This is a genomic window from Streptomyces griseorubiginosus (assembly GCF_017614965.1).
GTDB classification, from domain to species: domain Bacteria; phylum Actinomycetota; class Actinomycetes; order Streptomycetales; family Streptomycetaceae; genus Streptomyces; species Streptomyces griseorubiginosus_B.
The window spans coordinates 16,614-41,024 of sequence record NZ_WVUG01000045.1; the positions used below are offsets into that span (position 1 = coordinate 16,614).

Genomic DNA, 24,411 nt, shown 5'->3' on the forward strand with positions numbered 1-24,411 from the left:
CGGGACATGGGACGACTCGACGGCAAGGTGGCCGTCGTGACCGGGGCGGCGTCGGGCATCGGCGCCGCCTCGGCACGTCGGGTGGCGGCCGAGGGCGCGCACACGGTGGTCGCCGACCTCGACCTCGACGGCGCGCAGGCGGTGACCAAGGAGATCCGCGCCGCCGGCGGGTCCGCGACGGCGGTCGAGGTCGATCTCGGCGACGTCGACAGCGTACGGGCCATGGTGGCCGCGGCGGCCGACACCTACGGCGGCCTCGACGTGCTGCACAACAACGCGGCCGCCACCCGCCTGGCCGCCCACCGGGACCTCGCCGTCGCCGAGGCCGATCCGGCGGTGTGGGACGACACGATGCGGATCAACCTGCGCGGCACCATGGTCGCGATCCAGGCCGCCGTCCCGCACATGATCGCCCGGGGCGGCGGCTCCGTCATCAACACCTCGTCCGGGTCCGGCCTCTCCGGCGACCTGCGCAACCCCGCCTACGGCGCCTCCAAGGCCGCGCTCATCAACCTCACCCAGTACGTCGCCACCCAGTACGGCAAGCAGGGCGTGCGCTGCAACGCCATCGCGCCCGGCTTCATCGTCACGCCCGCGAGCGCCGGTTCGGCCCACGGCGCGATCCGTGAGGCGATGCTGCGCCACCACCTCACCCCGCGCCTGGGCCGCCCGGAGGACGTCGCCGCGGCGGTCGTCTTCCTCGCCTGCGACGAGTCCGCCTTCATCACCGGGCACACCCTGCGGGTGGACGGCGGACTGCTCTCCCACCAGCCCTACGTCGCCGACCTGCGGGACGCCTGACGCCCGGGCCCGCGGCCGGAGGGGCTCCTCACGCGAGCGCCTCCGGCTCCAGGTCGCCCAGGTACGCCGCCCGCACCGCCGGGTCCCGGCGCACCTCCTCGGGCGTGCCCGCGCAGATCCGGCGTCCGAAGTCCAGCACCACGATCTCGTCGCAGACGCTCATGACCATGTCGACGTCATGCTCGACGAGCAGTACCCCCATGCCCCAGTCCTCGGCCAGCCGCCGTACCAGGTGGGCGAGTTCACGCGTCTCGTCGTCGGACAGCCCGGCGGCCGGCTCGTCGAGGAGCAGCACGGAGGGGGAGGCCGCCACCGCGCGGGCGATGGCGAGCAGCCGCCGTTCCCCGTACGACAGCTCCGCCACGGGCCGGTCGAGGCTGTCCTGGAGCCCGAACTCCCGTACCGCGACCAGCACATGACCGGGGAGCGGGCGGCTGCCGGGGCGGATCAGGTCCGTGAGGTACGCCCACGGGCCGGGCCGCTCGCAGGCCACGGCGAGGTTGTCCCGGACGGTCATGTCCTCGAACAGCTCCAGCGACTGGAAGGACCGGCTCAGTCCGGCCGTGGCCCGCCGGTGCACCGGCAGCCGTGTCACGTCCCGTTCGGCGAGGCGCACGCTGCCGGACACGGCCCGGGTGAAGCCGGTGACGGCGTCGATGGCGGAGGTCTTGCCGGCGCCGTTGGGCCCGATGAGCCCGACGATCCGGCCCGGCTCGACGTCCAGCGAGAGCCCGTCGACGGCGACGACACCGCCGTAGCGCACGGTCAGGTCCCGGACGTGGAGGGCCAGCGGCGCGGCCCGGGAGACGTCCGCCACGGCCGCCGGCTCGCCCTCGACCGCCTGCGAGGTGTCCTTGCGCGGCAGGCGGTCGCGCAGGCGTGCCGCGGGCCGGCCGGCGTCCTTGCCGATGCCGTCCTGGTTGCCCACCAGCGTGAGCACCAGGACGACCCCGCCGATCAGCGGCATCCACGCGCTCAGCCCGGGCAGCACCCAGTCCCCGATGCGCGCGCCGACCGTGCCCACGGCGAACATCGCCCCGAACAGCGGCCCCACGAGGAAGCCGACACCGCCGATGACGGCCAGCCCGAGCGCGGTGATGGAGTCGAAGCTGGCGAAGTCGGAGAAGACCACCGAGGTGGAGCGGAAGCCGATGAGCACTCCGGCGAGGGCGGCGATGGCCGCGGACAGACCGAAGGCGTAGAGCTTGGCCGCGCGGACGTCGATGCCGAGCGCGGCGGCGGCCCGCTCGTTGGCCCGTACGGCGACGAGCCGGCGGCCGGTCCTGCCGCGGCGGACGTTGGCGACCAGGAGCGTGGCGGCGAGGAACATCACCAGGACCACGGCGGCGTAGCGCTGCGGGTGGTCGACTCCGGAGATGCTGATCCCGAAGAGGGTCTGGTGTCCGACCGCGATGCCGTCGCTGCCGGGGGTCGTCGACAGACTGGTGTTCTGGAAGACCATCGCCTCCAGCGTGGTGCCGAGGCCGAGCGTGATGATCGCCAGGTTGACGCCACGGGTGCGGACCGCCGGCAGGGCGAACAGCAGACCGATCGGCACGGTGCCCAACACGCCTGCCAGCAGGGCCAGTTCGAACGGCCAGCCCCAGTCCGCCGCCGCGTGCCCGGCGATGAAGGCGCCCGTGCCGGCGAGGGCGTAGGCCGCGAGCGAGACCTGTCCCGCGTACCCCGTGACCACGACGATCGACAGGATGATCAGCGAGAGCACCAGGGTGCTGGTGATCGCGTCGGCCCACAGCGGGGTGGACACGCCGACCAGGACCAGCCCGGCCACGGCGGCGAACGCGAGCGGCAGGGGGCGCACCCGTCCGCTGCCCAGCGCCGGCAGCCGGTCCAGGAAGGTGCCGCGCAGCGGCAGCGCCCGGCCGCGGGCCACCAGCACCAGGGCGATGAACAGGAACGGCACCGACGAGGCGAGTCCCGTGACGCCGGAGCCGAACCGGGTGAGCTCGGACTGCACGAGGCCGATGACCAGACCGCCCGCGAGCGTCACGGGGAACGAGGAGAACCTGCCGACCAGCGCGGCGGCCAGCGCGCTCAGCAGCAGGGTGGTCAGCCCGGAGACCGACAGGCCGATGACCGGCACGATCAGGATGCCGGTGAGCCCGGCGAGCGCCGAGCCGAGGGCCCAGTTGCCGGTGGCGATCACGTCGGGGGACCAGCCGAGCGAGGCGGCGGCGTGCTCGTTCTCGGCGACGGCGGTGGTGCCCAGGCCGAACAGGGTGCGCCGGTAGAGGAGATGGAGCAGCGCGGTGACGGCGAGCGCGATGCCGAGCAGCCAGACGCGGTCCTCGGAGATGGTGGCTCCGGCGATCGTCAGCAGTCGGGTGGGCAGCTTGCCGGGCACCAGTTGCAGGCTGTCGCCGTAGCGTTTGACGGCGACGGCGGTGAGCACGATGAACACCGCGAGCGTGCCGACCAGCCGGGCCAGGGTGGACGCCCGGCGCAGCGGCCGCAGCACCAGCAGATGGGTGAGCACGCCCAGCAGTGCGGAGGTCAGCACCCCGCACGCGACGGCCGGCCAGTACGGCACGCCGTGGTTGACGGCGAGCTCCCACTGCACATAGGCGCCCGCCATCCCGATCGCGCCGTGCGCGAGGTTCAGTACACCGGAGCCCCGGTAGACCAGCACGATGCCGTGCGCGGTGAGTGCGTACAGAGCGCCGAGCCCCAGGCCGAGCAGGGCGAAACGCAGGATGTCGTCCATCGGGGAACCTCCCGGAGGTCAGCCAGACAGCGCATTTATTTAAATAATTGTGCCGAGAGTACTTCACTAACCCAAAAACGCACCCCATGCTGTTCGCCATCTCGACGACGAGCCCGCGGAGGGGCCATGAACGACTCACACCGACGCAGAAGTGCCGCAGCGACCTGTCTCGCGGTGACCGCAGCCCTGCTGGCGGCAGGCTGCGGCGGCAAGGCGTCCGGCAGCTCGACCCAGACCTCCCTGAAGGGCGCGCCCGTCAAGGTGATGGTCTGGAACCCGGAGGACACCCAGGGCAGCGCCCAGCCCGGGGTGCGGCTCACCGCCCAGGCCTACGAGAAGTGGATCAACGCCAACGGCGGGATCAAGGGCGGCCCGCTGAAGGTACTGACCTGCAACGAGAAGAACGACCCCGACGAGGCCGAGAAGTGCGCCCAGCAGGCGGTGGCCGACAAGGTGGTCGCGGTCGTGGGCTCGTACAGCCTCGCGGGCGACCGCTACATGCCGATCCTGCAGAAGGCCGGCATCCCCTACCTCGGTGGAACCGGCGTCTCGGCCGCGGAGTTCTCCAACCCGCTGTCCTTCCCGGTCAACGGGGGCACCCCGGCGGTGTTCGCCGCGCACGGCCGGCAACTGGTGCAGGAGGGCTGCAAGAAGATCGCCGGCGTCCGTTACGACCTCGCGGCCGCCGCGATCGTCTCGCAGTTCCTCACCCTCGGGGCCACCTCCGCCGGAGGCGCCGTGCCCAAGGACATCAAGGTGCCGCTCACCGCCACCGACCTCGCCCCGCAGGTCGCCGCCGCCACCAAGGGCAGCGACTGCGTCAGCGTCATCCTCGGTACCGCCTCCGGCCTGTTCGTGAAGTCCTATGTCCAGTCCGGCGCGAAGACGAAGCTCGGCAGCGTCGTCGGCAACCTCACCCCGCAGCTGGCCGCGAGCACCGGCGGCAGCGGCGGCCCGCTGGAGGGTGCGGCCATCACCGGCTACTACCCGCCGGCCTCCGACCCGGCCTGGAAGGACTTCCTCGCGGCCGCCAAGGGCGACAAGGGCATCGACACCACCAACGGCGCCAACGAGACGACCTGGGTGGCGTTCAAGGTCTTCACCGAGGCGGTCAAGCAGCTGCCCACGATCTCGGCCGGGGCCCTGGTGAAGGAGCTGAACACCACCTCCGGCATCGACACCGGCGGTCTGACCCCCGCGCTGACCTGGAAGGCCTCGACAGCCCTGCCGATCAAGGGCCTCAACCGCATCCACAACACGACCGCCACCGAACTGACCATCCGGGGCGGGCAGATCGAGTGGGCGAAGGCGGGGTCGACCTTCGTCGACGTCCGGAAGGTGCTGACGTCCACACCGGCCGGCTGACCGAAGGGGAAGTCCGTGCACGACACCGAGCCCTTGATCCAGGCCCGTGCCCTGAGCGCCGGTTACGGCAGCCAACCCGTCCTGCGCGACCTCGACCTGGAGGTGCGCCCCGGCGAGGTCGTCGCCCTGCTCGGGCCCAACGGCGCGGGCAAGACCACCACGCTGCGGGCGCTGTCCGGGGAACTCGCCCCCATGGCCGGCGAGGTGCGCTGGCTGGGCGACACCGCCCGCGCACCCCTGCACCGCCGCGCCCGCCAGGGCCTGGCCCACGTCGGGGAGCGGGCGGTCTTCACCGGCCTCGACACCGCGGACAACCTCCGGGTCGGCCGGGTCACCCCCGAGCAGGCGCTGGAGCTCTTCCCCGAACTGGAGAAACGCCTGAAGACCGGCGCGGGCATGCTCTCCGGCGGCGAGCAGCAGATGCTGTCGCTGGCCCGCGCGCTGAGCCGCTCGCCCAGGCTGCTGCTCGCGGACGAACTGTCCCTCGGGCTCGCCCCCCTCGTCGTCGACCGTCTGCTGCGCGCCGTGCGCAGGGCGGCCGACCGGGGCCTCGGGGCGCTGCTGGTGGAACAGCACGTGCGCAGGGTGCTGGACATCGCCGACCGCGTGTACGTCCTGCACCGCGGCCGCGTCGCCATGACCGGCACCCCGGCGGAACTCCGCGGCGACCTCGACGCGATCGAGTCGTCGTACCTGACCGCGGGGTCGCCTGCGGAAAAGACAACCTATGCAACCGATTGAGGTGGATGCTGTGTCCGGCGCACGCGCGCAGATCCGATCCCTGGTCCTGTCCGGCGACACCTTCGACCAACCAACGGCAGAGCTACGGGAGTTGCAGCTCGAAGCGGCGCGGGAGGCCTTCACCGCCCACCGCGAGCGCATCCCGCTGCTGCGCACCCGCGCGGAGGAGACCGGCGTCGGCGAGGTCACGGCCCTCGACGACCTCGTCCCCCTGCTCTTCTCGCACACCAGCTACAAGTCCTACCCCGTCTCCCTCATCACCGCCGGCCGATGGGACCGGCTGCTGCGCTGGTACACGACCGTCTCCACGGTCGAACCCGGCGAGGTCGACATCGACGGTGTACGCGACATCGACGAGTGGACCGAGCGGATCACGGCCGCCGGCCACCGCCCGTACATCACCAGCGGCACCTCCGGGAAGGTCTCCTTCCTCAACTGCGCGGCGAGCGACCTGAGTTTCCTGCACGACATCCTGGAGCACCTCACCTGCTGGCCCGACCCCCTGCCGCCGAAACCCACCCGCCGCGGATATCTGCTCGCCCCCGCGAGCGGCCCGATGCGCTCCATCGACGGCTTCCGGTGGCACGCCGAGGTCTTCGCCCGCCCCGGCGAGACCCGACTGCTCACCGACGAACCGCTTCGGGTGTCGGAACTGATGAGCAGCGCACTGCTGCGCCGCAGGATCGCCGAGGGCACCGCCACCCCGCAGGAGATCAGCTCCTACGAAACCGCCTCCGAGGCCCGCGAGGCGGAGATGGACGCGGCTGTGGGCGCGATCGTCGACGACATCGCCGCCCACCGCGACGAACCGCTGCTCATCGCCGGCATGAACAACCAGCAGTTCGCCCTGATCCAGGCCCTGCGCGCCCGTGGCGTCCCGGACGGCGGCCTGCACCCGGACACGCTGGTGCTCAGCGGCGGCGGCAACAAGGGCCGTGCCCTGCCCGAGGACTACCAGCGGCAGTTCGCCGCCTTCTACGACGGCGTACGCCGGGTGCGCAGCTACGGCATGACGGAACTCCAGGGCTCCTGCCTCGCCTGCGAGAAGGGCCACTACCACGTGCCGCCGTGGGTGATCCCGCTGGTCCTCGACCAACAGGGCGAAACCCTGCTCAACCCCGAACACGGCGTGGTGGAGGGCCGGTTCGCCTTCCTGGACGTCTCCCTGGAGGGCCGCTGGGGCGGACTGATCAGCGGCGACCGGGTCTTCGTCGACTTCTCGCCCTGCGACTGCGGCCGGCCGGGCCCCGCCGTCCTGCCGGACATCCAGCGCTACGGCGACCTCGGCGGCGACGACAAGATCACCTGCGCGGCGACACTCGACTCCTATGTGCGGGGGATGATCCACGGATGACCGGCACGACCCTCGACAGCACCGCGGCCGCCCCGGTGGCCGTGGTCCACGTCATCCGCGGCCAGGTCGACGAAGGCCCGCACATCGCCCACGGCCGCCCCGGAGCCGCCTTCACGGCACCCGCCCTCGACCTGGACCGCCTCGTATGGCCCCGCACCGAGCCGGGACCCGCCTTCCAGACACCCACCGCCGAGATCGTCGACCTGCTGGTGGCGACCGGCGACGCCCTCAAAGCGGACCGGGACGGGCTGCTCGCCGAAGCGCTGGAGCGGATGACAGCCGTCAGCCCGCTCCCCGCCGAGGTCCTCGAACGCGCCTACGCCGTACTGTGGCGCAGCTTCCGCCGGCCCGCCCTGTACGCCCAGATCGACCACGAACTCGGCGGCGCCGACGTCCTCGACGGCTGGCGCGAGGTGCGCCTGCCGGAGGGCCGGGTGGCTGCCACTCGCGCCTACCCGCCACGCCTGGTGCACATCATCGCCGGCAACGCGCCCGGCGTCGCCGCGATGTCCGTCGTCCGCGGCGCCCTCACCAAGGGCGTCAACCTGCTCAAACTCCCCTCGAACGACCTGTTCACGGCGACCGCGATCCTGCGCACGATGGCCTGCGTCGCCCCCGGCCACCCCGTGGTGCGCTCGTTCTCCGCCGCCTACTGGCGCGGCGGCGACGAGGCCGTGGAGAGCGTGCTGTTCCGCCCCCAGTTCTTCGACAAGCTCGTCGCCTGGGGCGGCGAGGGCACGATCCGCGGGGCGCTGCGCTACGTCGGCCCGGGCTTCGAACTGGTCTCCTTCGACCCGAAGACCTCCATCTCGCTGATCGGCCGGGAGGCCTTCGCGTCCCCCGGGAGCCTGGCCGAGGCCGCGGAGGCGGGAGCCGCCGACGCCACCTTCTTCAACCAGCAGGCGTGTGTGGCCAGTCGCTTCCAGTTCGTCGAGGGAGCACCCGAGGACGCCGACCGCTATGCCGCCCTGCTGTGCGAACGCCTCGGCGTGGCAAGGGAGTTCAGCTCGGAGCGCGGCCCGCGGGTCGCCTCGGAACTGCGTGAGGAGATCGACGTACTGCGCTCCCTCGCGCCCGACTACCGGGTGTGGGGCGGTTACGACGGCACGGGTCTGGTCATCCGCTCCCCGGAACCGGTGGACTTCCACCCGGACGGAAAGATCGTCAACGTCGTCCCGGTCGCCGCGCTGTCCGACGCCGTCGCGCACGCGGGTGTCGCCACGCAGACGGTCGGCGTGTACCCCGACGCCCGCAAGGCGGGCCTGCGCGACGCTCTGGCCTGCGCAGGGGTCCAGCGCGTGGTGTCCCTCGGCGGGGCGGGCGGCATGCCACCGGGCCTCTCCCACGACGGCTTCTACCCGCTGCAGCGGCTCATGCGCTGGGTGAACGACGAGTGACGACCCCGGCGGTAGCCCGCGAGGGCAGCTCCACGGCGACCCGGAGCCCGCCCGCGGAGCGCGGGGTGAGGGTGAGCGTCCCGTCGTGGGCCTCGGCGATGGTCCTGACGATGGCCAGGCCGAGGCCCACGCCGGAGTGATCGGTGTGAACGCGCTCGGTGCCGCGCTGGAACGGCTCGACGAGGGTCGAGGCCAACTCCTGGGTGAGCGGGTCGCCCGTGTTCTCGACCGTGAGGACCACGGTCCCGGGGCGGACATCGGTGGTGACCCACACGGTGCCCTTCTCCGGCAGGTTGTGGACGATCGCGTTGTGCACCAGATTCGTGGCCAGTTGCAGCAGCAGTGCCTGCGAGCCGGTCGTGGGGGCGATCTCGCCGCGGGTCTCGATCGTGACGCCGTGCTTCTCCGCGAGGGGGAGCAGGGTCTCGGTCGCCTCCTCCGCCATGAGGGACAGGTCGACCTCCTCCCGGCTGAAGGACCGCTGCTCGGCGCGGCTGAGCAGCAGCAGCGCCTCGGTCAGACCGATCGCCCGGGTGTTGACGGCGTGGAGCCGGTCGATGATCTCTTCGGTGTCGTGGTCCGGATCGGTGCGGGCCACGTCGAGCAGGGTCTTGGAGATCGCCAGCGGCGTGCGCAGTTCGTGCGAGGCGTTGGCCGCGAATCTGCGCTGTTCGGCGACGTGCGCCTCGAGCCGCGCGAGCATCGTGTCGAAGGCGTCGGCCAGTTCGCGGAACTCGTCGTTGCGGCCCGGCAGCCGGATCCGGTGGGAGAGCGACCCGTTCGAGGCTGTGCGGGTGGCGTCCGCGATGCGGGTGAGGGGGGCGAGCATACGGCCGGCGAGGATCCAGCCGCCCACGAGGCCGAAGACCAGCAGGAACGCCAGCACCGCGGCCGCCCGCGGAGCGAAGACCGCCAAAAGCGCGGACCGGATGGGGAAGACACTGCCGTCCAGCCTGTCGTCGGGGTTGATGAGCATCGCGCGGTCGGGGACGTACCGCAGGAGGAACACCCATACGGCGGCCAGCAGCAGGGCACCGGCCAGCATGAGGAATCCAGCGTAGCTGAGAGTGAGTTTGACGCGAACGCTCAAGCCCGGCGCCCTATCCACGGCCCGCCCCCTCCCGCCCGGCCTCCGCCTGCGTGTCGATGCGGTAGCCGACGCCCGGTACGGTCGCGATGACCCAGGGCTCCCCGAGGCGCTTGCGCAGCGCCGAGACGGTGATCCGCACGGCGTTGGTGAACGGGTCGGCATGCGCGTCCCACGCCCGCTCCAGCAGTTCCTCCGCGCTGACGATCCCGCCCTCGGCGGCGACGAGGACCTCGAGCACCGCGAACTGCTTCCTGGTCAGCGCCACATAGCGGCCCTCCCGGTAGACCTCCCTGCGGAACGGGTCCAGCCGCAGACCCGCGATCTCCCGCACCGGTGGCCTGCTGTGCGCGCGCCTGCGGTCGAGTGCCCTGAGCCTGAGCGCGAGTTCCTGGAGTTCGAAGGGCTTCGTGAGGTAGTCGTCGGCGCCCAGTTCGAACCCGGAGGCCTTGTCGTCGAGACGGTCGGCCGCGGTCAGCATGAGGATCGGCATGCCGCTGCCGGAGGCCACGATGCGTCTCGCGATCTCGTCACCGGAGGGGCCGGGGATGTCCCGGTCGAGCACGGCGATGTCGTAGGAGTTCACGCCCAGCATGTCCAGCGCGGCGTGGCCGTCCCCCGCGATGTCGGCCGCGATCGCCGCCAGGCGCAGACCATCGCGGATGGCCTCCGCCAGATAGGGCTCGTCCTCCACGATCAGCACACGCATGCTCCCGATGCTAGGAGCCGGCGCGTATCGCCGGCATATCGAAAACCGCATACGGGCCGGCAACACCGCGCGGCCTTGACTGGCGGCATGACACCGACCCGGCGCTCGACCCACACACCGCCCCGCCGCATCCACCGGCTCCTCGCCGTCGTTCTCGCGGCCGTCGTCATATCAGCGGTCATCGCCGCCCTCTGCTACCGGTTACCGAGGTCCGCCTCCTCCTCGTTCTCCTCGCACGCCTCGCTCTCGGCTCCGCGTCGCGGTGGGCACGGCGGTGCGCTGGGCGAGGCGGACGGGGTCGTCCCCGACGGCGTGACGGTCTTCGACGACACGGTCCCCGCGGTGGCCAGGCTCGACCCGGACCTGCTCAGGGCCCTCCGCCGGGCCGCCACGGACGCCGGGGACGACGGGCTCGAGTTCCGTGTCAACAGCGGCTGGCGTTCGCCGGCCTACCAGAACCGGCTGCTCGGCGAGGCGGTCGCCGAGTACGGCTCCGAGGCCGAGGCCGCCCGCTGGGTCGCCACCGCGGCCACCTCGCCGCACGTCTCCGGGGACGCGGTCGACATCGGACCCTCCGACGCCACGGAATGGCTGTCCGAGCACGGTGCCGCGTACGGGCTGTGCCGGATCTACCGCAACGAACCCTGGCACTACGAACTGCGGCCCCTGGCCGTCGACCACGGCTGCCCGCACATGTACGCCGACCCCACCCAGGACCCCAGGATGCAGAAGTGACCGACAGCGAGCGAGGACCGACGACGACGCAGGTCGACACGGCCGGGACCGCACGGACCGGCCCCGACCACCGGGACACCGGCACCGGTCCCTGGCGCGCGGGTGTCCGCCGCGCGATCCGCGGATGCTCCCGGCCGGAGCCCTGGAAGCGCGGCCCGGTGCTCGCGGCGCTGGCGCTGCTGCTCGGTCTGCTCATGCTGCTGCACGCCAGGATCCCGAACCGGATCGGCCATCTCGGCAGCCTGGTGGAGACCTTCCTGCCGTGGTTCGGCCTCTTCGTCCCGGTGCTCCTCGCCGGCGCCCTCTGGCGTCGCTCCCTCTCGGCGGCGACCGCGCTGCTGCTTCCCGTCACGGTGTGGCTGAGCCTCTTCGGCGGGCTGCTCACCGACAAGTCCCACCCGGGCGGCGACCTCACCGTGGTCAGCCACAACGTCGCCGCCGACAACCCCGACCCGGCCGCCACCGCCCGCGACCTGGCCGCCTCCGGCGCGGACGTGCTGGCCCTGGAGGAGATCACCGAGCAGGACCGGGGCACGTACGAGAAGGAGCTGGCGAAGGCCTACCGGTACCACACGGTGCTGGGCACGGTCGGGCTGTGGAGCAAGCTGCCGCTCTCGGACACCCGGCCGGTCGACATCGCGACCGACTACGGGCCGCTGGCGGCCACCAAGCCGGCCGCCGAGAAACTGACCTACAACCGGGCACTGCGCACCACGGTCACCACCCGGCAGGGGCCGCTGGCGGTGTACGTGGCCCACCTGGGGTCCGTGCGCGTGAACCCCAGGGTCGGCTTCTGGACCGACTCGCGGGACAGAGGCGCGCAGGCGCTCGCCAAGGCCGTCGCCGCCGAGCCCACCCGGCGGGTGGTGCTGCTCGGCGACCTCAACGGCACCATGGACGACCGCGCCTTCACCGGCCTCACCTCTCAGCTTCGCTCGGCGCAGGAGGAGGCCGGAGCCGGCTTCGGCTTCAGCTGGCCGGCGAGGTTCCCGGTGGAGCGCATCGACCAGATCCTGGTCAGGGGTGTGCGGCCGGACAGCGCCTGGGTGCTCCCGGCCACCGGCAGCGACCACCTGCCGGTGGCGGCCCGGGTGAGCTGGTGACCGCCGACCGGAGTTCCTCAACGGCCGCAACCGCAGCCCGCCGGGAGACGCCGACGCTCACCCGCCGCCGTCGAGGTCCGTGCGTTGGCGCAGGACTCGCAGCTCATGGCCGTCCAGCCGCATCTCGTACAGCTTGCCGCGGGCGTTGTCGAAGGGGCGGTGCAGGATCATCATCAGCTCGCCCTCGAAGGTGCGGAAGAGCATGCCGTGCCCGCTGTCGTCCCGGACCAGGGGCCGATGCTGTTCCCAAGGGCCGGTCAGGTCACCGGACCTGGAGACGGCGTAGGTCTGGACGTAACCGCCGCTGATGTTCCCGTCCGGGCCGACGGTGTTCTTCTCGTACGTCGACCACAGCATGAGCAGCGAGCCGTCGGGCGTGCGGTACAGCTGGGGGCCGTCGGTGATGTACGGCGGGAGCTGGGCGGGCACGCCCGCCGGGATCTGCTCGCCGAGCCAGGACGCGTCCGACGCCTTGAACAGGAAGACGGGGTCCCCGATCGTCCGGGACAGATCGGGGGCCAGCCGGATCGCCTCCATGGTGCCGTCGACCGTCTGCAGCCACTCGTGCGCGTACACCATCCACGGCTGTCCGGACGGGTCGACGTGCAGCGTGCCGTCGAGGGTCATGAGGTGCGCGGGCGGGGTGGGGCGGGCCGCGTCGACGACGGCGAAGGGACCGAGGAGCGAGTCGGAGACGGCGGTGATCGTGCCACGCAGGTGGCTGGCCAGCTGGAAGGGCGTGCCCCACCGGTTGGGCGGGGGGACGGGAAGCGGTCTGTTCTCGTCGTGCAGGGTGGTGAACAGGTAGTAGCGGCCGTCCCAGGGATGGACCTCCGGGGCCCAACCGCCGTCGCCCGCCCAGATCCCCTCCTGCTCGCCGGCCAGGAAGACCACGACGGGCCGCCGCCACTCACGCAGGTCGCGGCTGCGGTACACCATCGTGCCCACGCCCTCCACACCCGACACCGACGGGTCGTTGGACGTGTACAGGTGGTACGTACGGGACGTGCCGTCGGCGACGACGAAAGGATCGTGCAGCGGCATGTCGGGAAGCAGCATCACAGCCGCACCGTCATCCGTATCGTCACGTCGTCTCCCGCGGACAGCCCGCTCGGCACGCGCACGGCGTTCTTCAGCGGCAGCAGATAGCCGCCGTCCTTGGGGAACAGGGAGGTGGCGAAGGCCGTCCCGCCGATGCGGGCCTCGACCGGGATCACGCCCCAGCCGTAGGAGGCCAGCGCGGCCACCTCGCGGATGTCGGCGGACTCCTGCTCCGGCACGGGCACGAAGTAGTAGGGCGCCGGGCCGCGCCACTCGATCACCCGGCCCGTGAAGGCGAGTTCCACCCGTTCGGCTCCGCTTCTCCAGAGGGGGGTCGGAATACGCCGAGGTCCCCGTCGGGGACGGGGACCTCGGAGCGGATCAGTCGACGTTGACGGGACCGTCGTCGGACTTGCGCTCGTTCTTCGCGCGCAGCTCCAGCACGCCGTTGCCGGACGGGCGGCTCTCGCCGTCCTGTCCGCCGCTGAGGTTCTGCCGGACGGAGTCCAGGATCGTCAGCCCCTGCGAGACCAGACCGGCGGCGATCTCACCGAGGCCGTCCGCGCCGTTGAGGACGTTGACATTGGCGCCGGCCAGACCGCCCGCGGCCTCCTTCACGATCTGCGGCAGCTGGTCGATCAGCATCCGGTCCAGCGCCACCCGGTCGTACGAGGCGGCCGCCTCGGCCTGGATCTTCATGCGCTGCGCGTCCGCCTGGGCGAGCAGCCGGATCCGCTCGGCCTCCGCCTCGGCCGGCTTCACGATCTCCGCCACCAGCTGCTGCTGGCGCAACTTGGCCTGCCGCTGGGCCAGTTCGGTCTGCGCGGCGAGCACCTCCTGCTGGGCGTGCGCCTGCGCGAGCGGTCCGGCCTGCGCGGCCTGCGCCTGCGCGCGGTCCACCTCGGCCGAGTACTCGGCCTGGACCACCGCGGTCTGCCGGGCGTACTCGGCCTGCTTGCGCGCCGCCTCCTGCTGCGCCTCGGCCGCCGTCTGGGTGGCCTGCGCCTGGGCGATCTGGGCCTGCCGCTGGATGGCCGCCCGGTGCGGCGCGGACATGGCGTCGATGTAGCCGGCGTCGCCGTCGTCGATCGACTGGATCTGCAGCGAGTCCACGATCAGACCGATCTTCGCCATCTCGGTCTTGGAGGTGTCCAGCACCTCCGCGGCGAGCTTCTGCCGCTCGGTGACGATCTCCTCGACCGTCATCGAGCCGATGATGGCCCGCAGATGACCGGCGAAGATCCGGCCGGTCAGCACCGACATCTGTTCCTGGTCCGAGAGGAAGCGCTGCCCGGCGTTGATGATGCTCTCGGTGTCGTTGCCGACCTTGAACGCGATGACGGCGCGTACGTTCAGCGCGATGCCCTGCCGGGTCACACAGGTCTCCGTGACCTCGGACTCGCACATCGCCAGTGTGAGGAAACGGGTCTTTCGGAAGAACGGCAACACGAACTTCCCGTGCCCCGTCACCACCCGGAACGGCGCGCCCCCCAGTCCCCGCCTGCCACCCGAGATCAGCATCGCCTCGTCGGGAGCGGGAACGCGGTAACCGAACATTCTGCTACTCCTCAGTCCGCGTCGGCACGGTCGCCGATCGCTCCGAGTGGATCCCTCCACTCGATGACGCCGACCTCACGACACCCACGTGACTCGATCACGAGCACCGTCGCCCCCGTCGGCAAGGGTTCGTCGGACCAGGCTATGAAGGTCTCCGAGCCGCCCCGGACCGGCACCAGGACCTCACCGGGGCCCGCGGTTCCCCGGGTTCCGATGAGCACCTTCCCGATGCAGCCGATCACGGCCTCGTCCTGCGGCATCACCGGCCGACCTCCCATGCTGTGGCCCACGATTCCGACGATAGACCCACCGGTAACCGCTGCCTAACACCGGGACGGATCTCGTAACCAGCGCCATCGGTGTGACGTTGTCCACGGGACCGATTGGAAGATGACGAAGAGGCAACGCTCCCTTTCATGCCCCGTACGCACATCCCCGGAAGGGCGACCCGATGACGACGGCGACCAGGGCGCCCGGGACACCGCCCGCCACCGCCACCGAGATCAGCGGCACCGAGACCACCGCCACCGAGACCACCGGCACACCGAAGAACAGGATTCCCCGCCCCGCCGCGGCGCCCACGCTTCCGTCCCTGACCGGACTGCGCTGGATCGCCGCGCTCTTGGTCTTCGGACTGCACGTGCACAACTTCCACTACTTCGACGGCACCGGCCAGCGCCTGATGACGTGGGCCTTCGGCGCCGGAGCCAACGGAGTGTCGTTCTTCTTCGTGCTCTCCGGCTTCGTCCTGATGTGGTCCGCGCGGCCCGGCGACCGCGCGTGGCCGTTCTTCAGACGCCGCGCCGCCCGCATCCTGCCCGTCCACCTGGTCACCGCGGCCGTCGCCCTCGTCATGGCCCTCACCCTCGCCCACCAGCACAGACCGACCCTCACCGCTGGCCTCGCCAACGCCTTCCTGGTGCACTCCTGGTGGCGCCCCTGGTGGCAGACCCTCGACCCCGTCAGCTGGTCGCTGGCCTGCGAGGCGTTCTTCTACGGCACCTTCCCCCTGCTCGCCCTGCTGCTGCGCCGCCTCGGCGCCCGGGGCTCGGCGACACTGGCCGGGCTCGCGCTGCTGGCGGTGTTCGTGCTGGCCCGGGCGGACGCGCACCACTGGGCGGACCAGCCGCTGTACTCCTTCCCGGCCGCCCGGCTGCCCGAGTTCGTGATCGGCGCCGCCGTGGCCCGGCTGGTGCTGCTCGACCGCTGGCGCGGGCCGGGTCTGGAGGCCTCGTTGGCCCTGGCGGTCATCGGCTACTTCCTGGTGCCCCAGGTCACCGCCGGCTACCCCGCCACGACCTGCACGGTGATCGGCTTCGCGCTGCTGATCCCGGCCGCGGCCGTCGCGGACCTGCGCGGTCTGCCCTCGCTGTGGCGGCGCCGGTGGCTGGTGCGGCTGGGGGAGCTGTCCTTCGCCTTCTACATGATCCACCTGTTGGTCCTGCGGGCCGCTACCAGCCTGCTCGGCACCTCCCCGCGCTTCGGTGTCACGGCGGGCCTGGCCACCACGGCCGTCGCGTTCGCCGTGTCGCTGGGGCTGGCCTGGGTGCTGTACGAGGCGGTGGAGGTACCGGGGCGACGCCTGCTGCTGCGCAAGCGGCCCACCGTCGGGCGGCTCGCACCCGAACGGTAGGGCGCCTACGGCCGCGGCACGGGCCGGGCTGCCGGTCCCGGGTGGACGGTGACCTCGGTGGGGGCGAGGGCGGTGTGCTCCTCGGGGCACTCGACCACGACCCGCACCGGGGCGCCGCAGTCGCGGTGCCGGATCTCGATGACCGGGCCCTCCGGATTGGCGACGTACGTCTCGCCCCACTGGCGCAGCGCGACGAGGACGGGCCACAGATCGCGGCCCTTGGGGGTGAGCCGGTACTCGTGCCGGGTCCGGCTGCCCCGCTCCTGGTAGGGCACCGTGTTGAGGATGCCGGCGGCGACCAGCTTGCGCAGCCGGTCGGAGAGGACGGCGTCCGAGAGACCGACATGGCGGCGCAGCTCGTCGAACCGGCGCACCCCGTTGAAGGCGTCCCGCAGGATCAGCAGCGTCCACTTCTCGCCGACCAGGTCGAGCGTGCGCTGGACGGTGCAGTTCTCCGTGCTCATCTCCAGCCACTTCATAACGGCCATGGTAGGCCCCTGACTCTGTCATTGACAGCCAGCTCGACGCACGGCTAGCTTCGTGGGAAAGAGCCAGGGAGATGGTGCAGGCGCATGGAACGCACGCGGACGTACGACTGGGAGGATCCCGCGATCTCGGCGGGAGCCGTGGGCCGCGGCTCGGGTCTGGAGTTCCTGCGGGAGATCCTCGCCGGGCGCCTGCCCGCCGCGCCGATCGCCGCCACCTTGGGCATGGCGCTCGAAGAGGTGGACCACGGGCACGTGGTGTTCTCCCTGGAGCCGGGAGAGGAGCACTACAACCCCATCGGCAGCGTCCACGGCGGCGTCTACGCCACCATGCTCGACTCCGCGACCGGCTGCGCCGTGCAGTCCGTCCTGCCCGAGGGCATGGCCTACACCTCGCTGGACCTGACGGTGAAGTTCCTGCGCCCGGTCACAGCGGAGACGGGCAAGGTCCGTGCCGTCGGCAGCATCGTCAGCAGCGGCCGCCGCACCGCCCTCGCCGAGGCGAAACTCCTCGACCCGACCGACCGCCTCCTCGCCCACGCGACGAGCAGTTGCATGCTGTTCCCGGTTCCCACCAGCTGAAGACAGAGCCCGCCAGTGACCCCTCCTCAGGGCTGACGACGCTCTTGGGCACCCATCGGCGTGGGGAAGTCCCCCCTCCGCCGCTCAGGCATTGCGGTGCCGCGCGGGACCGTCGAGGCTGGGTGCGTTGCCCGGCTACGAGGAGGCGGTCATGGTGGCGGACAGCGGTGTGACGGGCGCCGAGCGGCAGCGGCTCGCGGACGCCGACGCGTCCCGGGCCGACTGGCGCCGCTGGGGGCCCTACCTCAGCGAACGCCAGTGGGGGACCGTACGGGAGGACTACAGCCCCGGCGGCGACGCATGGTCGTACTTCACCCATGACCAGGCCCGGTCCCGCGCCTACCGCTGGGGCGAGGACGGCATCGCCGGTGTCAGCGACGACAAGCAGCGGCTCTGTTTCGCGCCGGCCCTGTGGAACGGCCGCGATCCGATCCTGAAGGAGCGGATGTTCGGCCTGACCAACCAGGAGGGCAACCACGGCGAGGACGTCAAGGAGTACTACTTCCACCTCGACTCCACGCCCACCCACTCCTACATGAAGTACCTCTACAAGTACCCGCAGGGCGAGTTCCCCTACGCCGACCTCGTGGACACCAACCGGGCCCGCACCCGCCACGACTTCGAGTACGAACTGCTCGACACCGGGGTCTTCGACGAGGACCGCTACTTCGACGTCTTCGTCGAGTACGCCAAGGCCGGCCCGGAGGACCTGCTGATCGAGATCAGCGTCCACAACCGGGGCCCCGACGAGGCGACCCTGCACCTGCTGCCGACCCTGTGGTTCCGGCACACCTGGTCCTGGGCGGGCGGTACCGCCGTACCGAGCCTGACGAAGACACCGGACGCCATCCGCGCCGACCACGAGGAACTGGGCCCGCGCTGGCTCTACCACGACACCGACGCCACCGCCCTGTTCACCGAGAACGAGACCAACAACGAGCGCATCTTCGGCAGTCCCAACACCACGCCCTACGTCAAGGACGGCATCGACCGCTGTGTCGTCCACGGCGACACCGCCGCCGTCAACCCGGCACAGACCGGCACCAAGGCCGCCCTGCACACCGTCCTGACCGTGCCCGCCGGTGACGGCGTGACCGTCCGCCTGCGCCTCAGCGACCGTGAACTCGCCGCCCCCTTCGGCGACTTCGACGCGACGATGGACGCGCGGCGGACCGAGGCCGACGCCTTCTACGACGGCGTCCTTCCCGACGGCATGGGCGAGGACGAGCGGCGGGTCGTGCGGCAGGCACTCGCCGGGATGCTGTGGAGCAAGCAGTACTACTACCTGGACGTCGAGCGCTGGCTCGCCGAGCACGGCGTGGACCCCCTGGCCGCCGACCCCCGCCTGCGCAACAGCGCCTGGTACCACATGGTCAACGACGCGGTCATCTCGATGCCGGACACCTGGGAGTACCCCTGGTTCGCGGCCTGGGACCTCGCCTTCCACACCATCGCCCTGGCCATGGTCGACATCGGCTTCGCCAAGTCCCAGCTGGAACTGCTGCTGCGCCGCCTGTACCTGCATCCCAACGGCCAGATCCCCGCGTACGAATGGAACTTCGGCGACGTCAACCCGCCCGTGCACGCCTGGGCGACCCTCTTCGTCTACGAACTGGAGAAGCACCGCACCGGGAACGCCGACCGCGCCTTCCTGGAGAACGCCTTCCACAAGCTGACGAAGAACTTCACCTGGTGGCTCAACCGCAAGGACGTCGACGGCAACAACGTCTTCCAGGGCGGCTTCCTGGGCCTGGACAACATCGGCGTGTTCGACCGCAGCGCCCCGCTGCCCACCGGCGGTCACATCGACCAGGCCGACGGCACCGCCTGGATGGCGCTGTACTGCCAGAACCTCCTGGAGATCGCCATCGAACTCGCCGTCGACAACCCGGTCTACGTCGAGCAGGCGCAGATGCTGTTCGAGCACTTCGCCTGGATCGCCGTCGCCATGAACCGCATCGGCAAGGACAACGCCAGCCTGTGGGACGAGGAGGACGGCTTCTTCTACGACGTGCTGCGGCTGCCCGACGGCAGCGCGCAGCCGATGAAGGTGCGCTCACTGGTCGGTCTGATCCCTCTCGCGGCGACCAGTGTGATCGGCGGCCGGGCCCACGGTGTCTTCCCCGAACTGGTGGAGGGAGCGAAGGAGTTCATCAAGCGGCACCCGGCCGTCGAGGCCTTCGTCGACCAGAACGTCCACGCGGCGCCCGACGCGGACGGCCGCTACCTCTTCGCCCTGTTCGGCGAGGACCGGCTGCGCCGCATCCTGGCTCGCATGCTCGACGAGGAGGAGTTCCTCGGCCCGCACGGCATCCGGTCCCTCTCCCGCCACCACGCGGCCCACCCGTACACCTTCGAGGTGCACGGCGAGACCTACGGAGTCGGCTATCTGCCCGCCGAGTCGGACTCCGGCATGTTCGGCGGCAACTCCAACTGGCGGGGCCCGGTGTGGTTCCCGATGAACCTCCTGCTGATCCGCGCCCTGCTCAACCTGCACGCCTACCACGGCCCGGACTTCACCGTGGAGTGCCCGACCGGCTCCGGGCGGCAGCTGAACCTCTACGAGGTCGCCCGCGAGATCTCCGACCGCCTCACCGCCACCTTCCTGCGCGGCGAGGACGGCCACCGGCCGGTGCACGGAGCGCAGCCCAAGTTCGCCAAGGACCCGCACTGGAAGGACCTGATCCTCTTCTACGAGTACTTCCACGGCGACAACGGCGCGGGCCTCGGCGCCTCCCACCAGACCGGCTGGACCGGGTTGGTCGCGGCCACCGCCACCGTGTTCCGCGCGATCAGCGCCGACGACTGGCGGCGCGGCGGGCGCGACTCCCTGCGGCCCCGGGACGAACGGTTCACGACCGACGAGGAGGAGCCCTTCTCATGACGGTGATCCACGAGATCAACACCCTCGTCTGGCTGCGTGAGTTGAGCATCCGGTACGACCGTCCGGTGACCCTGGGCGACGTTCCGGAGGAGGCCTGGGACGAGGTCGCCGTGCCGGGCGTCGACACCGTCTGGCTGATGGGCGTCTGGGAGCGCAGCCCCGCCGGACTCGCGATCGCCCTGCGCGACGAGTCCCTGCTCACCTCCTTCGTCCAGTCCCTGCCCGACCTCACCGAGGCGGACATCGCCGGGTCGCCGTACTGCGTACGGAACTACGTCGTCGACTCCTCCCTCGGCGGGCCGGAGGGCCTCGCCGAGGCGCGCGCCCGACTCGCCGCGCGCGGCCTGCGGTTGATCCTGGACTACGTCCCCAACCACGTCGCCCCCGACCACCCCTGGCTCGCCGAACGCCCCCACTGCCTCATCCGGGGCGGCGCGGAGGACCTGGCCCGGTCGCCCGAGGCCTACCTGGAGGCCGCCGGGCAGATCTACGCCCGCGGCCGTGACCCCTACTTCGCGCCCTGGCCGGACGTCGTCCAACTCGACGCCTTCAGCGACGACCTGCGCGCGGCGACCGTCGACACCCTCGTCTCCATCGGCGACCAGGCCGACGGCGTGCGCTGCGACATGGCGATGCTCCTGATGAACGACGTCTTCGCCAAGACCTGGGGCGAGAAGGCGGGACCGCCGCCCGCCGAGGACTTCTGGCCGTACGTCGTCCCGCGCGTCCGCGCCCGCCACCCGGACCTGCTCCTCGTCGCCGAGGCCTACTGGGACCTCGAATGGGCGCTCCAGCAGCAGGGCTTCGACCACTGCTACGACAAGCGCCTCTACGACCGCCTCCTGCACGAGGACGCCGACGCGGTCCGCGGCCACCTCCAGGCAGGCCTCGACTACCAGCGCGGCCTGGTCCGCTTCCTGGAGAACCACGACGAACCCCGCGCCGCCGCCACCCTCCCCGGCGACCGGGAACGCGCCGCGGCGATCACCGTCGCCACCCTGCCGGGCGCCACCCTCTGGCACGAGGGCCAGTTCGAGGGCCGCAGGGTCCGCCCACCGGTGTTCCTCTCCCGCCGCCCCGACGAGCCGGTCGACGAACAACTCCGCGCCTTCTACAGCCGGTTGCTCCCGGCGGCCGCCGCCGTGCGCGACGGCGAGTGGCGCCTGCTCCCCGTGACCGGCTGGCCCGACAACGACACCCACCGCAACCTGCTCGCCTGGTCCTGGACCGGCCCCGGCGCCCGCCACCTCGTCGTCGTCAACCACTCCGACGCCCCCGCCCAGGGCCAGGTCCCCCTGCCCTGGCCCGACCTGGCCGGAACCCCGCACCGGCTCACCGACCTGCTGACGGACCTGACGTACGACCGCGACGGCGACGCGCTGCTCGCCCCGGGGCTCTTCGTCGACCTGCCCGCCTGGCACTCCCACGTCCTGAGCGCGCCCTGACGGGGGCCGTGATAGACAGCGACCATGACCTGCTCACGCACGACAGGCGGTGACCTGTGACCGCCGGCATCGACACCCCGGACCGCCGCGGCCGCACGGGCCTGGACAGAACCGGCCTCGACCTGACCGGAAACCCGCGCGTGCGGGTGCGCGAGGTGAAACTGCTCTCCAGCCACTGGTACGTGGAGCGCGCCACCACCTTCGACTTCCAGCACGCCGACGGCACCTGGAGCAGCCAGCAGCGCGAGACGCACGACCGCGGCAACGGCGCCACCATGCTCCTGTACGACACCGACCGCGAAACCGTCCTGCTCACCCGGCAGTTCCGCTTCCCCGTCTATGTCAACGGCCACCCCGACGGCATGCTGATCGAGACCCCGGGCGGACTGCTCGACGACGATGACGAGCACCCCGAACTCACCGCGCGCCGCGAGGTGGTGGAGGAGACCGGGCACACCATCGGCGAGGTCGAGCACGTCTTCGACGTCTACATGAGCCCCGGTTCGGTCACCGAGCGCGTCAGCTTCTTCGCCGCCGCCTACGGACCCTCCACCCACACCCACGAGGGCGGCGGCCTGGAGGAGGAGGGCGAGGACATCGAGATCGTCGAACTGCCCTTCCGCCGCGCCCTGGAGATGATCCGCACCGGCGAGATCAACGACGCCAAGACCATCATGCTGCTGCAGTGGGCCGCTCTCGACGGACCCTTCGCGAAGGGTTGACCTCAAGCGCACTTCAAGAGGAAGACTCCCGTGCGTAGCCGCTCATCCGGGCACGAACGGGAGGACACCCATGAAGTACCGCACGATCGGAACCGAGCCGGCTCACCGCCGGGAGGTCAGCGTCCTCGCGCTGGGCGCCATGCTGTTCGGCTCCCGCACCGACGAGAAGACGTCGTACGCCCTGCTCGACCGGTTCGTCGAGGCGGGCGGCACCTTCATCGACACCTCCGACAACTACGCCTTCTGGGAGGACGGCGGCCAGGGCGGCCAGAGCGAGGAACTGCTCGGCCGGTGGCGGCGCAGCCGCGGCGTCGGCGACGAGATCGTCATCGCGACCAAGCTCGGCGCCCGCCCCCTCGCCCCCGGCACCAGCTACGTCGACAATCCCGAGGGCCTGTCCGCGAAGGTCATCCGCGAGTCCGCCGAACGCAGCCGCGAACGGCTCGGTGTGGAGAAGCTGGACCTGCTGTACGCGCACATCGACGACCCGACGGTCCCGCAGCGCGAGACCGTCGAGGGCTTCGCCGAGCTCGTCGCCGAGGGCACGGTCGGTCTGCTCGGGGTGAGCAACCAGGCCGTGTGGCGGGTGGAGCGGGCCCGGGCGATCGCCGCCGCGGCCGGGCTGCCCGGCTACCAGGTCCTCCAGTACCAGCACAGCTACCTGCGTCCGCGCACCGACGTGCCGAGCGAGCTCTTCCCCGACGGCAGCCTCGGCACCGTCGACCCGCAGCTGCTGAGCTATCTGCGGGCCGAACCCGGCCTGACCCTGGTCGCCTACTCGCCCCTGCTGAAGGGCGCCTACGTCCGCCCCGAACGGCTGCCGCACGACTACGACCACCCCGGCACCCCGCCCCGGCTCGCGGCCCTGCACGAGGTGGCCGCGGAGACCGGCGCGAGCGTCAACCAGGTCGTCCTCGCCTGGCAGTTGGGCTCGGACTTCCCGGTCGTCCCGCTGGCCGGCGCGTCCTCGCTCGCCCAGCTGGAGGAGAACCTCACCGCCGTCGACCTGGAACTGACGGCGGACCAGCGCGCGAGGCTGGACGCGGCGAACTGAGCCGGCCGTATACCAACCGCCGGTCGGCGCGCGAAGAAATCGGCTCTCCTGGGTACTCGCAGGACAGCGCGGAGCGCCGATGCCGCCAGGTCGACGGGAACAGTCGGTCAATGGTTGTACACGTGACAGCCTCGAAAAATTCACTGAAGCTTTAGCCAAGGGTTATGAACGACCCGCGCGGATTTCCGGTCCATACGGTGGGGGCCGTACTCGAGAGACGGGGGAATCTTGCTTATCAGGGGGACCGACCTGGTCGAACGGGGTGAGGGACAACCCCAGGCCGTATGGTGGTGGCGGGCTCTGCTGTTCCTGTGGCGCACACTGCGCGGCGAGTGGAACGGCATCATCGTCGACCCGGTACGGCAGCTGAGACGCCGGGGGCTGCCCGCGCTGTCGCTCGCCTTCCTCGCCGCCTTCGGCGTCATCTTCTTCCACGCGATCGCCCAGCACCCGGCCGGCGCGACCGCCGTACGGCTGCTCGGCGGCGTCTACGCCGACCTGCCGCTGTGGCTCGCGCTGCTGCGCACACCGGTCTCGCTGTACGTGCCCGCCCTCGACCTGCCGGTGTGGGCGGGCATCACCCAGCTGTTCCTGGCCTTCGCCCTCGCCGAACTCGCGCTCGGCCGCGCCAGAACCCTCCTCATCTCCTACGTCACCACCCTGGCCGGCACCCTCACGGTGCGGGTGATGCTCGCGATCGGGCCGGGCTGGCACGGCATCGGGCTGCCGCCGGAGATCGGGCAGGTCCTCGACACCGGCCCGTCGGCGGCGGTGGTCGGCCTGTTCACGTACATCTCCGTCGTCCGCCGCGCCCCCATCGTGTTCACGCTGACCGGCGGCTCGATGGTCTGGGAGTCGATCGCCGTCCCCAACCTGGCGGGCCGCGAGCACCTCATCGCGGTCGCGGCCGCCATCGTCCTGGCCCTGGTCCACGAGCGCGCCCGCCGACGCACCGACGGACCGCCCTCCCCGGCCACCCCCGGTTCCGTCC

Annotated in this window: 22 protein-coding genes; 14 read left to right on the forward strand and 8 right to left on the reverse strand. The window is 71.4% G+C overall.

The window, feature by feature from the left end:
• Positions 1–6 precede the first annotated feature (6 nt).
• The gene (locus tag GRC12_RS11885; protein ID WP_208779172.1) at positions 7–801 is read left to right on the forward strand and encodes an SDR family NAD(P)-dependent oxidoreductase; all 795 of its coding nucleotides are present in this window, start codon (positions 7–9) and stop codon (positions 799–801) included.
• Positions 802–829: 28 nt separating this feature from the next.
• Here GRC12_RS11885 and GRC12_RS11890 read toward each other — a convergent pair whose 3' ends face one another.
• Complete coding sequence (locus tag GRC12_RS11890) at positions 830–3,526, reverse strand: ABC transporter permease subunit (protein WP_208779173.1); 2,697 nt, start codon at positions 3,524–3,526, stop codon at positions 830–832.
• Between the two features lie 126 nt (positions 3,527–3,652).
• On the opposite strand from GRC12_RS11890, the gene GRC12_RS11895 reads away from it, so the two are divergent.
• The 4 genes from GRC12_RS11895 to GRC12_RS11910 are packed head-to-tail and all read left to right on the forward strand — an operon-like array spanning position 3,653 to position 8,383.
• The gene (locus tag GRC12_RS11895; protein WP_208779174.1) at positions 3,653–4,891 is read left to right on the forward strand and encodes an ABC transporter substrate-binding protein; all 1,239 of its coding nucleotides are present in this window, start codon (positions 3,653–3,655) and stop codon (positions 4,889–4,891) included.
• A gap of 15 nt (positions 4,892–4,906) precedes the next feature.
• A complete protein-coding gene (locus tag GRC12_RS11900) occupies positions 4,907–5,632 on the forward strand; it encodes an ABC transporter ATP-binding protein (protein ID WP_208779175.1) in 726 nt (241 codons plus the stop codon).
• A 10-nt stretch (positions 5,633–5,642) separates the two neighbouring features.
• Positions 5,643–6,986 (forward strand): hypothetical protein, encoded by a 1,344-nt coding sequence (locus GRC12_RS11905; RefSeq protein ID WP_208779176.1) that lies wholly within the window; start codon positions 5,643–5,645, stop codon positions 6,984–6,986.
• On the forward strand, positions 6,983–8,383 hold the full coding sequence (locus tag GRC12_RS11910; RefSeq protein ID WP_208779177.1) for an acyl-CoA reductase: 1,401 nt from the start codon (positions 6,983–6,985) through the stop codon (positions 8,381–8,383). The genes GRC12_RS11905 and GRC12_RS11910 overlap by 4 nt, the downstream gene beginning before the upstream one ends.
• Here the strand turns inward: GRC12_RS11910 and GRC12_RS11915 are convergent.
• Positions 8,358–9,473: a sensor histidine kinase gene (locus GRC12_RS11915; protein ID WP_244372656.1), complete on the reverse strand. Its 1,116-nt coding sequence runs from the start codon at positions 9,471–9,473 to the stop codon at positions 8,358–8,360. The genes GRC12_RS11910 and GRC12_RS11915 overlap by 26 nt on opposite strands.
• A gap of 10 nt (positions 9,474–9,483) precedes the next feature.
• Entirely contained in the window at positions 9,484–10,179 is a 696-nt protein-coding gene (locus GRC12_RS11920) for a response regulator transcription factor (protein WP_208779179.1), read from the reverse strand.
• Positions 10,180–10,266: 87 nt separating this feature from the next.
• On the opposite strand from GRC12_RS11920, the gene GRC12_RS11925 reads away from it, so the two are divergent.
• Together GRC12_RS11925 and GRC12_RS11930 are read left to right on the forward strand one after the other, a co-directional pair.
• Complete coding sequence (locus GRC12_RS11925) at positions 10,267–10,914, forward strand: M15 family metallopeptidase (protein WP_208779180.1); 648 nt, start codon at positions 10,267–10,269, stop codon at positions 10,912–10,914.
• A 116-nt stretch (positions 10,915–11,030) separates the two neighbouring features.
• Positions 11,031–12,017 (forward strand): endonuclease/exonuclease/phosphatase family protein, encoded by a 987-nt coding sequence (locus GRC12_RS11930; RefSeq protein ID WP_208779197.1) that lies wholly within the window; start codon positions 11,031–11,033, stop codon positions 12,015–12,017.
• A 57-nt stretch (positions 12,018–12,074) separates the two neighbouring features.
• Here the strand turns inward: GRC12_RS11930 and GRC12_RS11935 are convergent, their stop codons facing one another.
• The 4 genes from GRC12_RS11935 to GRC12_RS11950 all read right to left on the reverse strand — a co-directional run bounded on the left by GRC12_RS11935 (position 12,075) and on the right by GRC12_RS11950 (position 14,875).
• The gene (locus GRC12_RS11935; RefSeq protein WP_208779181.1) at positions 12,075–13,076 is read right to left on the reverse strand and encodes a glycoside hydrolase family 43 protein; all 1,002 of its coding nucleotides are present in this window, start codon (positions 13,074–13,076) and stop codon (positions 12,075–12,077) included.
• On the reverse strand, positions 13,076–13,363 hold the full coding sequence (locus GRC12_RS11940; protein WP_208779182.1) for a DUF1905 domain-containing protein: 288 nt from the start codon (positions 13,361–13,363) through the stop codon (positions 13,076–13,078). Before GRC12_RS11940 ends, GRC12_RS11935 begins: the two co-directional genes overlap by 1 nt.
• Before the next feature lie 76 nt (positions 13,364–13,439).
• Positions 13,440–14,615 (reverse strand): SPFH domain-containing protein, encoded by a 1,176-nt coding sequence (locus GRC12_RS11945; protein WP_208779183.1) that lies wholly within the window; start codon positions 14,613–14,615, stop codon positions 13,440–13,442.
• A gap of 11 nt (positions 14,616–14,626) precedes the next feature.
• Positions 14,627–14,875: a hypothetical protein gene (locus GRC12_RS11950; protein ID WP_208779198.1), complete on the reverse strand. Its 249-nt coding sequence runs from the start codon at positions 14,873–14,875 to the stop codon at positions 14,627–14,629.
• Positions 14,876–15,066: 191 nt separating this feature from the next.
• On the opposite strand from GRC12_RS11950, the gene GRC12_RS11955 reads away from it, so the two are divergent.
• Positions 15,067–16,248 (forward strand): acyltransferase family protein, encoded by a 1,182-nt coding sequence (locus GRC12_RS11955; protein WP_208779184.1) that lies wholly within the window; start codon positions 15,067–15,069, stop codon positions 16,246–16,248.
• A gap of 5 nt (positions 16,249–16,253) precedes the next feature.
• On the opposite strand, the gene GRC12_RS11960 is transcribed toward GRC12_RS11955, so the two are convergent.
• A complete protein-coding gene (locus GRC12_RS11960; protein ID WP_208779185.1) occupies positions 16,254–16,727 on the reverse strand; it encodes a winged helix-turn-helix transcriptional regulator in 474 nt (157 codons plus the stop codon).
• Between the two features lie 93 nt (positions 16,728–16,820).
• On the opposite strand from GRC12_RS11960, the gene GRC12_RS11965 reads away from it, so the two are divergent.
• The 6 genes from GRC12_RS11965 to GRC12_RS11990 all read left to right on the forward strand — a co-directional run.
• Positions 16,821–17,315, forward strand: a complete 495-nt coding sequence (locus tag GRC12_RS11965) for a PaaI family thioesterase (RefSeq protein WP_208779187.1) — start codon at positions 16,821–16,823, stop codon at positions 17,313–17,315.
• Positions 17,316–17,466: 151 nt separating this feature from the next.
• The gene (locus GRC12_RS11970) at positions 17,467–20,199 is read left to right on the forward strand and encodes an MGH1-like glycoside hydrolase domain-containing protein (protein ID WP_208779190.1); all 2,733 of its coding nucleotides are present in this window, start codon (positions 17,467–17,469) and stop codon (positions 20,197–20,199) included.
• On the forward strand, positions 20,196–21,644 hold the full coding sequence (locus tag GRC12_RS11975; RefSeq protein WP_208779192.1) for an alpha-amylase family glycosyl hydrolase: 1,449 nt from the start codon (positions 20,196–20,198) through the stop codon (positions 21,642–21,644). Before GRC12_RS11970 ends, GRC12_RS11975 begins: the two co-directional genes overlap by 4 nt.
• 56 nt (positions 21,645–21,700) lie before the next feature.
• Positions 21,701–22,366 (forward strand): NUDIX domain-containing protein, encoded by a 666-nt coding sequence (locus GRC12_RS11980; RefSeq protein ID WP_133048066.1) that lies wholly within the window; start codon positions 21,701–21,703, stop codon positions 22,364–22,366.
• A 70-nt stretch (positions 22,367–22,436) separates the two neighbouring features.
• Positions 22,437–23,420: an aldo/keto reductase gene (locus GRC12_RS11985; protein WP_208779194.1), complete on the forward strand. Its 984-nt coding sequence runs from the start codon at positions 22,437–22,439 to the stop codon at positions 23,418–23,420.
• A gap of 303 nt (positions 23,421–23,723) precedes the next feature.
• A partial coding sequence (locus tag GRC12_RS11990; RefSeq protein WP_208779200.1) for a hypothetical protein occupies positions 23,724–24,411 on the forward strand: 688 nt, incomplete at its 3' end.